15 protein-coding genes are annotated in these 11,611 nt (G+C 70.0%); 8 read left to right on the plus strand and 7 right to left on the minus strand.

What is annotated here, in order from left to right; genetic code table 11:
- Positions 1-23: 23 nt before the first annotated feature.
- From ACZ7CH_RS16470 to ACZ7CH_RS16485, 4 genes are read left to right on the plus strand one after another with little or no spacing between them, the layout of a single operon-like run.
- Positions 24-470 carry a MarR family winged helix-turn-helix transcriptional regulator gene (locus ACZ7CH_RS16470; RefSeq protein WP_458429554.1) on the plus strand — a complete coding sequence of 149 codons (447 nt, stop codon included), beginning with the start codon at positions 24-26 and terminating at the stop codon, positions 468-470.
- A gap of 3 nt (positions 471-473) precedes the next feature.
- The gene (locus ACZ7CH_RS16475) at positions 474-1,265 is read left to right on the plus strand and encodes an HAD-IIA family hydrolase (protein WP_360385529.1); all 792 of its coding nucleotides are present in this window, start codon (positions 474-476) and stop codon (positions 1,263-1,265) included.
- Between the two features lie 53 nt (positions 1,266-1,318).
- Positions 1,319-2,104 (plus strand): metallophosphoesterase, encoded by a 786-nt coding sequence (locus ACZ7CH_RS16480; RefSeq protein ID WP_360386629.1) that lies wholly within the window; start codon positions 1,319-1,321, stop codon positions 2,102-2,104.
- Between the two features lie 13 nt (positions 2,105-2,117).
- The gene (locus ACZ7CH_RS16485) at positions 2,118-3,713 is read left to right on the plus strand and encodes an AMP-binding protein (protein ID WP_470374266.1); all 1,596 of its coding nucleotides are present in this window, start codon (positions 2,118-2,120) and stop codon (positions 3,711-3,713) included.
- A 13-nt stretch (positions 3,714-3,726) separates the two neighbouring features.
- On the opposite strand, the gene ACZ7CH_RS16490 is transcribed toward ACZ7CH_RS16485, so the two are convergent.
- Positions 3,727-4,101 carry a YccF domain-containing protein gene (locus ACZ7CH_RS16490; protein WP_360385533.1) on the minus strand — a complete coding sequence of 125 codons (375 nt, stop codon included), beginning with the start codon at positions 4,099-4,101 and terminating at the stop codon, positions 3,727-3,729.
- A 23-nt stretch (positions 4,102-4,124) separates the two neighbouring features.
- Between ACZ7CH_RS16490 and ACZ7CH_RS16495 the strand changes: the two genes are divergently transcribed.
- Positions 4,125-5,078 carry a Gfo/Idh/MocA family protein gene (locus tag ACZ7CH_RS16495; RefSeq protein ID WP_470374267.1) on the plus strand — a complete coding sequence of 318 codons (954 nt, stop codon included), beginning with the start codon at positions 4,125-4,127 and terminating at the stop codon, positions 5,076-5,078.
- Here ACZ7CH_RS16495 and ACZ7CH_RS16500 read toward each other — a convergent pair.
- Both ACZ7CH_RS16500 and ACZ7CH_RS16505 read right to left on the minus strand, forming a co-directional pair.
- A complete protein-coding gene (locus ACZ7CH_RS16500) occupies positions 5,057-6,262 on the minus strand; it encodes an Nramp family divalent metal transporter (protein ID WP_470374268.1) in 1,206 nt (401 codons plus the stop codon). The two genes, ACZ7CH_RS16495 and ACZ7CH_RS16500, sit on opposite strands and share 22 nt — an antisense overlap.
- Positions 6,263-6,304: 42 nt before the next feature.
- Positions 6,305-6,847: a TetR/AcrR family transcriptional regulator gene (locus ACZ7CH_RS16505; protein ID WP_360385539.1), complete on the minus strand. Its 543-nt coding sequence runs from the start codon at positions 6,845-6,847 to the stop codon at positions 6,305-6,307.
- Between the two features lie 52 nt (positions 6,848-6,899).
- Here ACZ7CH_RS16505 and ACZ7CH_RS16510 point away from each other — a divergent pair, with 52 nt between their 5' ends.
- Positions 6,900-7,514, plus strand: a complete 615-nt coding sequence (locus ACZ7CH_RS16510) for an HAD family hydrolase (protein ID WP_458429550.1) — start codon at positions 6,900-6,902, stop codon at positions 7,512-7,514.
- Here the strand turns inward: ACZ7CH_RS16510 and ACZ7CH_RS16515 are convergent.
- Positions 7,489-7,689, minus strand: coding sequence for a hypothetical protein (locus ACZ7CH_RS16515; RefSeq protein WP_360385543.1), 201 nt, complete (start codon positions 7,687-7,689; stop codon positions 7,489-7,491). The genes ACZ7CH_RS16510 and ACZ7CH_RS16515 overlap by 26 nt on opposite strands.
- Before the next feature lie 126 nt (positions 7,690-7,815).
- Here ACZ7CH_RS16515 and ACZ7CH_RS16520 point away from each other — a divergent pair, with 126 nt between their 5' ends.
- Together ACZ7CH_RS16520 and ACZ7CH_RS16525 are read left to right on the plus strand one after the other, a co-directional pair.
- Positions 7,816-8,205 (plus strand): cold-shock protein, encoded by a 390-nt coding sequence (locus tag ACZ7CH_RS16520; protein WP_360385545.1) that lies wholly within the window; start codon positions 7,816-7,818, stop codon positions 8,203-8,205.
- A 13-nt stretch (positions 8,206-8,218) separates the two neighbouring features.
- Positions 8,219-8,803, plus strand: a complete 585-nt coding sequence (locus ACZ7CH_RS16525) for an HD domain-containing protein (RefSeq protein WP_458429549.1) — start codon at positions 8,219-8,221, stop codon at positions 8,801-8,803.
- 13 nt (positions 8,804-8,816) lie between these two features.
- On the opposite strand, the gene ACZ7CH_RS16530 is transcribed toward ACZ7CH_RS16525, so the two are convergent.
- Genes ACZ7CH_RS16530 through ACZ7CH_RS16540 form a run of 3 tightly spaced genes read right to left on the minus strand, consistent with a single transcriptional unit; the run spans position 8,817 to position 11,554 of the window.
- Positions 8,817-9,272 (minus strand): DUF2771 family protein, encoded by a 456-nt coding sequence (locus ACZ7CH_RS16530; protein WP_458429548.1) that lies wholly within the window; start codon positions 9,270-9,272, stop codon positions 8,817-8,819.
- 10 nt (positions 9,273-9,282) lie between these two features.
- Complete coding sequence (locus ACZ7CH_RS16535; RefSeq protein WP_458434259.1) at positions 9,283-10,806, minus strand: MFS transporter; 1,524 nt, start codon at positions 10,804-10,806, stop codon at positions 9,283-9,285.
- Positions 10,807-10,816: 10 nt separating this feature from the next.
- Positions 10,817-11,554, minus strand: coding sequence for a glutaminyl-peptide cyclotransferase (locus ACZ7CH_RS16540; RefSeq protein WP_360385553.1), 738 nt, complete (start codon positions 11,552-11,554; stop codon positions 10,817-10,819).
- Between the last annotated feature and the right edge of the window lie 57 nt (positions 11,555-11,611).

Raw genomic sequence — 11,611 nt, forward strand, 5'->3', positions numbered from 1 at the left:
TCTTAGCGGCTAAGATGTTCCACATGGAACCTGAAGTGCTGGAGAGGTTCACCTGGTACATGCGGGAGCAGAGCGCGCTCACCGTCATGTTCCACACGAAGGTCGCCGAGCAGATGGGCCTGTCGGCGACCGACGAGAAGTGCATCGACCTGGCGATGCGGGCCGAGGGGCCGCTGACCGCCGGTCGGCTCGCCGAGCTCTCCGGCCTGTCCACCGGCGCCGTCACCGGTGTCATCGACCGCCTCGAACGCGCCGGGTACGTCCGCCGGGTCCGCGACCCGCACGACCGGCGCAAGGTCCTCGTCGAGGTCACGGTGGGCGACGTGGAGAAGTTCGGCGAGCTCTTCGCCAACGCCTACCACAGCCTCGTCGAGGTGCTCGGCCACTTCGACGACGCCGAGCTCGCGGTCATCGAGCGTTATCTCAAGCTCCAGATCGAGACGTTCCGCAAGCGCGTGATCGATACTTAGACCATGTGGCACTACTTGATGGACATGGACGGCGTTCTGGTGCACGAAGAGCACCTGATCCCCGGCGCTGACGAGTTCGTCGGAGAGCTGCGCGCCTCCGGCACCCCGTTCCTCGTGCTCACGAACAACTCCATCTACACGCCACGCGACCTGCGCGCCCGGCTGCAGCGGACCGGCCTCGACATCCCCGAGTCGTCCATCTGGACCTCGGCGCTGGCCACCGCGCGGTTCCTCGACTCGCAGCGCCCGAACGGCTCGGCGTTCGTCATCGGCGAGGCCGGTCTCACGACCGCGCTGCACGAGATCGGGTACGTGCTGACCGACCGCGACCCGGACTACGTCGTGCTCGGCGAGACCCGCACCTACAGCTTCACCGCGATCACCAAGGCCATCCGCCTGGTCGAGGAGGGCGCGAAGTTCATCGCGACCAACCCCGACGCGACCGGCCCGTCACGCGAGGGCTCGCTGCCCGCGACCGGTGCCGTGGCGGCGTTGATCGAGCGCGCCACCGGGCGTGAGCCGTACTACGTCGGCAAGCCGAACCCGCTGATGATGCGGTCCGCCCTGCGCGCGCTGGGCTCGCACAGCGAGAACGCCCTCATGATCGGCGACCGGATGGACACCGACGTCCGCTCCGGCCTGGAGGCGGGCCTGTCGACGATCCTGGTGCTCTCCGGGATCTTCACCGCCGAGCACGCCGAGATGTACCCGTACCGCCCGACGCGGGTGCTCAAGTCGATCGCGGAGCTCGTCGGTCACTCCCAGGACCCGTTCGGCGACTGGACTGACCACTGACGCGCGAGGGTTCATCACCTATCGTCGCGGAGGTGGACACGGATCGCCGTCCGATGCACGTCGTGGGTGACGTGCACGGGCACCTCGCCGAACTGATCAGGGCGCTGCACGTCGCCGGGCTGTGCGACGAGGAGGGGCACTGGACCGGCGGTGCGGCCGAGCTGTGGTTCCTCGGCGACTTCGTGGACCGCGGTCCCGACGGCGTGGGCGTGATCGACCTGGTCATGCGCCTGGGCGAGGAGGCGGCCGAGGCGGGTGGCTCGGTCAACTCGCTGATCGGCAACCACGAGGTGCTGCTGCTGGGCATGCACCGGTTCGGTGACGAGCAGGTGCCCGACAGCCTCGGGCCGCGGTCGTTCGCGCGCAGCTGGCTGCTCAACGGCGGGCTGCGCAGCGACCAGGACCGGCTGACCGAGGCGCACCTCGAGTGGCTCACGACCCGGCCGGTGCTCAAGCTGCGCGCCGACCACCTGCTGATGCACTCCGACACGGTCGCCTACCTCGAATGGGGGTCCTCGATCGAGGAGGTCAACGAGGCCGTCCGCCAGGTGCTCAAGGGCGACGACCTCGTCGAGTGGTGGGAGTGCTGGCGCAAGATGACGACCAGGTACGCCTTCCGCGGGCCGCAGGGCCCGGAGATCGCCGACGAGCTGCTGGCCACGTTGGGCGGCAACAGGATCGTGCACGGGCACAGCGTCATCGCCGACCAGCTCGGGGTCATGCCCGAGCAGATCGACGGGCCGCTGGTCTACGCCGACGACAAGGTGCTGGCGATCGACGCCGGCCTCTACAGCGGCGGGCCGTGCCTCGTCGTCCCCTTGCCGTACACCGGGGCCTGACTACGGTGGGCGGATGACCGCCAGCTACTCCTCGGGCACGTCCACCGCCCCGCTGCTGGGCGACACCATCGGCGCGAACCTCGCCGCGACCGTCGAGCGCTTCGGCGACCGCGAGGCACTCGTCGACAGGGCGACGCGCCGCCGGTGGACCTACGCGGAGCTGGCGGCCGAGGTCGAGCGGGTCGCCGCCGGTCTCACGGCGCTGGGCGTGCGCAAGGGCGACCGGGTCGGCATCTGGGCACCGAACTGCGCGGAGTGGGTCTTCGTGCAGTACGCCACCGCCCGGATCGGCGCGGTCCTGGTCAACGTCAACCCGGCCTACCGGGTGCACGAGCTGGAGTACGTGCTGAACCAGGCGGGCATCCACACGCTGGTGTCCGCGCGGTCGTTCAAGACCTCCGACTACGCCGGGATGGTCGACGAGGTGCGGCCGCGCTGCCCGCAGCTGCGGCACGTCGTGTTCCTGGACGATCCGCGGTGGAGCGCGGCGGAGCTGCCCGAGGTCGAGCTGGACCGCGACGACCCGATCAACATCCAGTACACGTCCGGCACGACCGGGTTCCCCAAGGGCGCGACCCTGTCGCACCACAACATCCTCAACAACGGCTACTTCGTCGGCGAGCTGCTCGGCTACACCGAGCAGGACCGCATCTGCGTGGTGCCGCCGTTCTACCACTGCTTCGGCATGGTCATGGGCAACCTCGCGGCGACCAGCCACGGCGCGTGCGTCGTGATCCCGGCACCCGCGTTCGACCCGGCGGCGACCCTCGCGGCGGTGCAGGAGGAGCGCTGCACCTCGCTCTACGGCGTGCCGACGATGTTCATCGCGATGCTCGACCTGGTCGACGGCTACGACCTCTCGTCGTTGCGCACCGGGATCATGGCCGGCTCACCGTGCCCGGTCGAGGTGATGAAGCAGGTCGTCGAGCGCATGGGCATGGGCGAGGTGTCCATCTGCTACGGCATGACCGAGACCTCGCCGGTGTCGACGCAGACCCGCGCCGACGACTCGCTCGACCGCCGCGTCGGCACCGTCGGCCGCGTCGGGCCGCACCTGGAGGTCAAGATCGTCGACCCGGTCACCGGTGCCACGGTCCCGCGCGGCACGCCGGGCGAGCTCTGCACCCGCGGTTACTCGGTGATGCTCGGCTACTGGAACGAGCCGGAGAAGACCGCGGAGGTCGTCGACGCCGCCGGTTGGATGCACACCGGCGACCTCGCCGTGATGGACGACGACTCGTACGTCACCATCACCGGCCGCATCAAGGACATGGTCATCCGCGGCGGCGAGAACGTCTACCCGCGCGAGGTCGAGGAGTTCCTCCACGCCCACCCGGACGTGCTCGACGCCCAGGTGGTCGGCGTGCCGGACGCGAAGTACGGCGAGGAGCTCGTGGCGTGGGTGCGCCTGCGCGAGGGCGCCGCGCCGCTGACCGCCGAGGCGGTGCGGGAGTTCTGCGCCGGCAAGCTCGCCCACTACAAGATCCCGCGCTACGTGCACGTGGTGGACGAGTTCCCGATGACGGTCACCGGCAAGGTGCGCAAGGTGGAGATGCGCGCGAGGTCGGTGGAGCTGCTCGGGCTGGACGACGGCATCCGGCACGCCTGAGGCCGTCCGCGGGTCACGGGACCTCGACGATCTCCTTGCCCAGCGGCACCAGCGAGACCTTGACCAGCTTGAAGTTGGCCACGCCCAGCGGGATGCCGATGACCGTGATGCACAGCGCGATGCCGGTGACGACGTGGCCGATGGCGAGCCACAGCCCGGCGACGAGGATCCAGATGACGTTGCCCAGCAGCGAGCCCGTGCCCGCTCCCGGCTTCTCGACGACCTCGCGGCCGAACGGCCACAGGGCGTAGTTCGCGATGCGGAACGACGCGATGCCCCACGGGATCGTGATGATCAGGATGCAGCAGATCAGACCGGCGACCGCGTAGCCGACGGCCATCCAGAAACCGGCGAGCACCAGCCAGATCACGTTCAGGATGAGGCGCATGACTCCAATCTAAGCTGATCGGCATGACGTGGGGTGTGATCGCAACGGGCGGAATCGCGCATGCGGTGACCGCTGACATGCTCAAGGCGGGTGTCCAGGTGGGTGCCGTGTCCTCTCGGGACGTCGCGAGGGCCGAGCAGTTCGCGGAGAAGTTCGGAATCCCGCGCGCCTACGGCGACTACCACGAGCTGCTCGCCGACCCGGACGTCACCGTCGTCTACGTGGCCACCCCGCACGGCCAGCACCACGAGGTCGTGCTCGCCGCCCTCGACGCCGGCAAGAACGTGCTGTGCGAGAAGGCCCTCGCGCTGACGGTCGCGCAGGTCGAGGAGATGGTCGACCGGGCGAGGACCAAGCAGTTGTTCCTCATGGAAGCGATGTGGACGCGCTTCAACCCGTTGATCCGCAAGGTCGTGGAGGCCGTCGGCGCCGGTGAGATCGGTGAGGTGCGGCTGGTCCGCGCCGACTTCGGGTTCCGGCACGCCTTCGACGCGAACGACCGGCTGTGGGCCAAGGAGGCGGGCGGCGGCTCCGTCCTCGACCTCGGCGTCTACCCGGTCTCCCTCGCGCACCTGCTCCTGGGCGTTCCCGGCACGGTCCACGCGCACGGCGGCCTCGCACCGAGCGGCGTGGACGCCGACGCGGGCATCCTGCTGGGCTACGAGAACGGCGCGCACGCGTTGCTGGGCTGCTCGCTGACCGCCGACACCGGCGCCGGCGCCACCGTCATCGGCACCGAGGGGCGCATCGACATCCCCGAGGCCTTCTACAACCCCACCAGGGTGCTCATCAACGGCGTCGAGCACACGGCCGAGGACGGCGGCTACACGCACCAGATCCGATCGGTCGACGACTGGGTCGCGATGGGGTTCGTCGAGCACGCGGACATGACGTGGAACGACTCGGTGGAGATCATGCGCATCATGGAGACCGCGCTCGGTCAGCTCGGTGTGTCCTATGCGGACGTCGTCAGGTAGATCAGCGCCGCGTTCAGCACGACGACGGCGAAGGCGACCGCCCACGCCGCGACGGTGACCGCCCGCCGGTTCGTGAACCCGCCCATCACGGACCGGCGCCCGGTCAGCCACACCAGCGGCGCCAGGGCGAACGGGATGCCGAACGACAGCACCACCTGTGACAGCACCAACGCGAACGTCGGGTCCACTCCGGACGCCAAGACCACCAGCGCCGGCACCAGCGTGACGAGTCGCCTGGTCAGCAACGGGACCCGCACGCGCAGCAGCCCGTCCATCACCACCGCACCGGCGTAGCACCCGACCGCGGTGGAGGCGAACCCGGACGCCAGCAATCCGAGCGCGAACAGCAACGCGACCCCGCCGCCCAGCGCGGCACCGACCGCCGCGTGCGCGCCTTCGAGCGTGCCGACGTCCTCCCCGCCCTGCAACGCGGACGCCGCCAGCAGCAGCATCGCCATGTTCACCGCACCGGCCAGCACCATCGCGACGACCACGTCGACCTTCGTGGTGCCGAGCAGCGCCGGGTTCTTGCCGTGCCGGTCCCGTGCCAGCGCCGAGTGCAGGTACACCGCGTGCGGCATCACGGTCGCGCCGAGCATGCCCGCCGCCAGCAGCACGCTGTCCGCGCCGGCGAACCGCGGCACCAGCCCGGTGACCGCGTCCGGCACCGACGGCGGTGACACGAACAGCCCCGCCACGAACCCGACGGCGATCACGACCAGCATCGTCGTGACGACCCGTTCGAACGGCTTCTGCCCGCGCCGGTCCCGCACCAGCAGCAGCACCGTCGACACCACGCCGGTGATCACGCCGCCGAGCAGCAGCGGCAGGTCGAACAGCAGGCGCAGCGCGATGGCACCGCCCAGGACCTCGGCCAGGTCGGTCGCCATCGCGACCACCTCGGCCTGCGCCCAGTAGGCGAGCCGCACCGGCCGCGGCAGGTGGTCCCGCACGGCCTCCGGCAACGACTTCCCGGTGACCAGGCCGAGCTTCGCCGACAGGTACTGCACGAGCCCGGCCATGACGTTCGCGACGACGAGCACCCACACCAGCAGGTACCCGTACGTCGCGCCCGCCGCGGTGTTCGTGGCCACGTTGCCGGGGTCGACGTACGCGACCGCGGCGACGAACGCCGGACCGAGCAACGCCGCGCCCGCACGCAGGCGCGCCCCGACAGCGACCACCGGACACCTCCCCTTGTTGCCAGATTATGGCAACAAGGGGAGTCAGGCCTCCAGTGTCAGGCGCGCGACCGTGATCACGGCGTCCATCGCGCCGTCGAGGTCCCCGCTGGGCATCAGCAGGTGGCTCAGCGCGAGCCGCACGGTCGTCTCCGCCGTGAACCGCACGTGCTTGCCGGGGAAGTGCTCGGTGAGGTGCCGCTCGACCACCTCGGTGGCCTGGAACAGCACGGGGTGGCCGCGGATCGTGAGGAACGGCAACAGGTCTTCGGCGTCCTGCCCGGTGAGCACCGCCGAGGCCAGCCGGTCCTTCTCGGTCTGCTCGAACGTGAACCGGAACGCCAGCCGCATGGCCCGCCACGGGTCGGGGTCCTGCCGCAGCCGCTGCGCGATGCCCGCCAGGTACTCCTCCGTGCGGTGCGCGGCAACGGCCTGGACGAGCCCCTCCTTGTTGCCGAACTCGTTGTAGACGGTCTGCCTGCTCACCCCCGCGCGACTGGCCACCTCGATCATGCGCAACCCGTGGAACCCGTGTGCCGCCAACAGGTCGGCGGCCGACTCGATCAGGAGTTCGGTGATGTCGCTCACACGGACAGCTTTACACAGTTACGGATTTTGTAAAGACGTAGAGTCGAGTTCTGTGCCTCTCACCGTGGGTTTCGACCTGGACATGACGCTCATCGACCCCAGACCGGGCATGGCCGCGGTGCTGAACGAGGTCGCCGCCCGCACCGGCCACGACCTCGACGGCGAGCACTTCGCGGCGAACCTCGGCCCGCCCCTCGACATGATCTACCGCGACATGGGCGTGCCGGAGGAGGAGATCCCGGAGCTGATCACGTTGTTCCGCGCGCTCTACCCGGACGTCGTGATCCCCGCGACCGTCGCGCTGCCGGGGGCCTCCGCCGCGCTGGCGTGCGTGCGCGAGCTCGGCGGCGAGACCATGGTCGTCACCGGCAAGTACCGCAAGAACGCCGCACTGCACCTGGAGGCGCTGGGCTGGGAGGTCGACCACCTCTACGGCGAGCTGTGGTCCACCGGCAAGGCCGAGTCGCTGAAGCTGCACGGCGCCGCCGTCTACGTGGGCGACCACGTCGGCGACATGCGCGGTGCGGCCGCGGCGGGCGCGGTGGGCGTGGGCGTGGTGACCGGGCCGTGCAGCCGGCAGGAGCTCGTCGAGGCGGGCGCCGCCGTCGTGCTGGCGGACCTGCGCGAGTTCCCGGAGTGGCTCAGGACCTCCGGCGTGACTTCCTGATCACCGCGACGATCCCCAGCCCGAGCCCGATCGCGGGCAGGTAGGTGGCGGCGACGTTCAGCCACACGGGCAGGTCGCCGTGGCCGGTGAGGAACAGCGCGAAGACCACCACGATCGCCAGTACGCCCACGGCGAACAGGCCGATGGCCAGCGGCATCAACTTCGGAGCGGTCATACCGCCAGCGTAGTCGCGCTAACGGAGGTGCCTTCCCCAAGGTCTTCTGGCTACTCTGGTGGGACGCGTCCTGGGTACGCCCCCGGGGCGCGTTCGTTGTGCAAGAGCAAGGGAATGGTGAGCGCGGTGCCGACCGGCAAGGTCAAGTGGTACGACACGGAGAAGGGCTTCGGGTTCGTCACCCAGGACGGTGGCGAGGACGTCTACGTCCGCAAGTCCGCACTGCCACCCGGCGTCGAAGGCCTGAAAGCCGGCCAGCGCATCGAGTTCGGCATGGCCGAGGGCCGCAGGGGACCCCAGGCGCTGTCCGTGCGCCTGGTCGACCCCGCGCCGTCCGTCGCCGAGGCCCGTCGCCGCCCTGCCGAGGAGCTGCACGGCCTGATCGAGGACATGATCAAGCTGCTGGAGAACAAGGTCCAGCCCGACCTGCGCCGCGGCCGCTACCCGTCGGACAAGAAGAGCATGAAGCTCGTCGCCGAGGTCGTGCGAGCGGTGGCGCGGGACCTCGATCCGTAAAAGGATCGGCGTCATGTCTGACGCGGATCGGATCGTCGAGTTCCTCTACGAGGTCGGCCAGCTGAAGCGCCTGCCCAGGGCGGGGTGGTTGTTCGCCGGGGTCCAGCACCCCGAGTCGGTCGCCGCCCACTCGTTCCGGGTGGGCGTTCTGGCGTACGCGCTCGCCGTGCAGGAGGGCGCGAACGCCGACCGGGCGGCGACGCTGGGCCTGTTCCACGACGTGCCCGAGGCGCGCACCGGCGACATCCCGTACGTCGGCAAGCTGTACCTGGACGTGAAGGTGCCGCCGGAAGCCGTTGCGCGCGACCAGGTCCAGCACCTGCCCGCGCCGCTGGCCGCGCACGTCGAGGCGCTGGTCGCCGAGCACGAGGCCGCGAAGGACATCGACCACACGCCCGAGGCGCGCTGCTCCCGTGACGCCGACAAGCTCGAACTGCTGCTGCAGGCCCGCGAGTACCAGGCCGCCGGCATCGCCAAGATGGAGCGCTTCATCCAGACCATGCAGGAGTCGGTGGTCACCGACACCGGCAAGGCGTTGTTGGACAGCGCTCTCCGCATCGCTCCCAGCGAGTGGTGGGAGGCGTTCGGCCGCCGTTAGGGCACAGCAGGGATCAGGACGTCACCTCGACTGCCCAGTAGCCGCGCAGCAGCGGCTGACCGGTCTCCAGCACCGCGGCGGCCGCCTCGTGGATCTCGATGCCGAGCAGCTGGTCGGTCTTGTCCGGCAACGACAGCGTGTACGTGAAGTTCTCGCCCTTGCCCAGCAGGCCGGTGCCGGTGGTCTGCTCCTTGCCCGCCGCGTCGCGGTACAGGAACACGGCCTCCCACAGCCCGTCGGCGAGCTGGCCGTCGACCGAGATCTGCACGACCTTGCCCGCGGGGACCTTCAGCTTCGCGGGCTGGCTGCGCTCCGCGCAGTTGTCGCCGCCGAGGTCGCAGTACACCGCCGGCTCGACCTGGATGGTCTTGCCGTTCGCGTGGAACGTCACCTCGGGGTAGTGGCGGGGGAGCGAGCACCCCGTCAGCGCGAGCAGTCCAACGGCCAGGGCAGCAGCAAGTCGACGCACGTCAGGCAGCCTACGGGGTGGCTCCGGCCGGCCTGCGGACGAGCCGGTGCAACGAGGTCCCGTTGCGGTACATCCAGGTCTGCGCCAACCCCAGCGCCAGCAGCACCGCCACCACCAGGAACCCGATCCAGAACGTCGGCGGCAGCAGCACGCCCAGCGCACCGCCGAACACCCACGCCAGCTGCAGGATCGTCTCCGACCGGCCGAACGCCGACGCGCGCGACTCCTCCGGCAGGTCGTCCTGGATCACCGCGTCCAGGCTGATCTTGGCCAGCGACGAGGCCGTGGCGCCCAGCAGGCCCACGATCGCGGCGGTCACCAGGCCCGGCAGCGCGGCGGCGACGACCGTGGCGGCCAGCGCCGTGCCGACGCAGCCCAGCACCACCTCGTCGGGCTTGCCGAACTGCTGGCGCGCGCCGATCGCGTTGCCCAGGAAGCTGCCGATTCCGGCGGCACCGGCGATCACGCCCAGCAGCAGCAACTGCCGGACCGCGTCACCCTCGGTCTGCTCGCGCACCACGAACGCGGCGAACAACGTCAGGAACCCGGTCAGCACCCGGATGGAACCGTTGCCCCACAACGACACCACGATGTGCCGCGACATCGGCCGCCGTGCCGGGTTGCGGGAGCGCAGCGCCGCGGGCACCTCGCCCTCGGTCACCTCGACCCACGACGGGATGCGCATGCACAGCACCGCGTTCGCCAGGCACAGCACCGCCGTGAACCACAGCGCCCCGGGCGAGCCGAAGATGTTCGCGAAGCCCGCCGCGAACGCACCGAACACCGCGCCCGCCGCGAGCCCGAAGACGGTCATGCGCGCGTTGGTCTTCGACAGCGTGATGTCCGGCGGCAGCACCCGCGGCGTGATCGCGGACTTGAGCACCGTGAACGACTTGGACAGCACCATGCTGCCCAGCGCCGCCGGGTACAGCAGCCAGTTGTCGAAGTTCAGCGCCATCACGACCGACAGGCCGATCCGCAGCACGCAGGACGCCGCCAGCGCGAGCCGCCGACCACGCTGGACCTTGTCCAGCAACGGACCGATCACCGGCGCGACCAGCGCGAACGGCGCGACGGTGATCAGCAGGTACAGCGCGACCTTCGTCTTGGACTCCGCGCTCGCCGCGGAGAAGAACAGCGTGTTCGCGAGCGCCACGGCCATCGCCGCGTCGGCCGCGTAGTTCATCATCACCGCGTAGGTGACCGACGACATGCCGGACTTCCCGGCACCGTCGGCGTGGGCCGCGCGCCGGAACGCCGCGACCGCCTGCTGCGACAGCTGCTTGGAGCGGAACCACGCGACGCGGGTGACCGTGAGCTTCTTCGGCGGCTTGGGCGTCGGGGTGGTCTGCTGGTCGGAGTTCGGCAACGGCCGGGTGCTCTGCGGGCGCGGCGGGGGCTCGAACCCGTGCCCGGACCCCTGCCCGGACGGCGTTGCGCCGCGCGACCGCGGCCGGTACTCGTCGTCCTGCCACGGGTAGCGCTTCGGAGCCGGCTCGTCACTCCACCCGCGGTCGCCCGTCACACCGTCAATCCTGCCCCATTCAGTGGAAGCGCACCCGGAAGACGGTGGGCCAGTTCTTGCCTGTGACCAGGAACTCGTCAGTGCCCGGGACGTGCGCGATGCCGTTCAGGACGTCGACGTCACCCTGCGGCTTCAACGAGGACAGGTCGTAGGTCTTCGTCACCTTCCCGTCGGCCGGGTCGATGCGCACGATCTCGTCGGTCTTCCACACGTTCGCCCACACCTCGCCGCCGACGCACTCCAGCTCGTTGAGCTGCGCGAGCGGTTTGCCGTCCCGCGTGACCCGCACGCTGCCGGTCTCGGCGAACGTCTTCGGGTCGCGGAAGGTGAGCTGCGCGCTGCCGTCGCTCATGACCAGCCGGGACTGGTCGTGGCAGATGCCCCACCCCTCACCGTCGTAGGACACGCGGCGGATCTCGTCGAACGTCTTCCGGTCGCGTTCGATCGCCACGCCGTTGCGCCAGGTGATCTGCCAGATGGTGTCGCCGACGACCGTGATGCCCTCGCCGAAGAGCTCCTGCGGCAGGTCGACCTCCTTGCGCACCTCGCCGGTCGCCGGGTCGAGCGCCCGCATCGACGACTCGCCCTCCAGACCGGTGCCCTCGTAGAGGACGCCGTCGACGAGTTCCAACCCCTGGGTGAACGCGGTTGTGTCGTGCGGAATCTTTTGCAGGACTTCTACCTGCGGTTTTGTTTCCTGCTGGGCCGAACAGGCGGCGAGAACCGCGACGAGGACCAGCCAGACGGGTGAGCGCACCCCACGGAGGGTGGCACGAGTTTTCGTCCCCGCGAAGTCCTGCGGCACAATTCAGCT

Source organism: Lentzea sp. NPDC037011, from assembly GCF_055607425.1.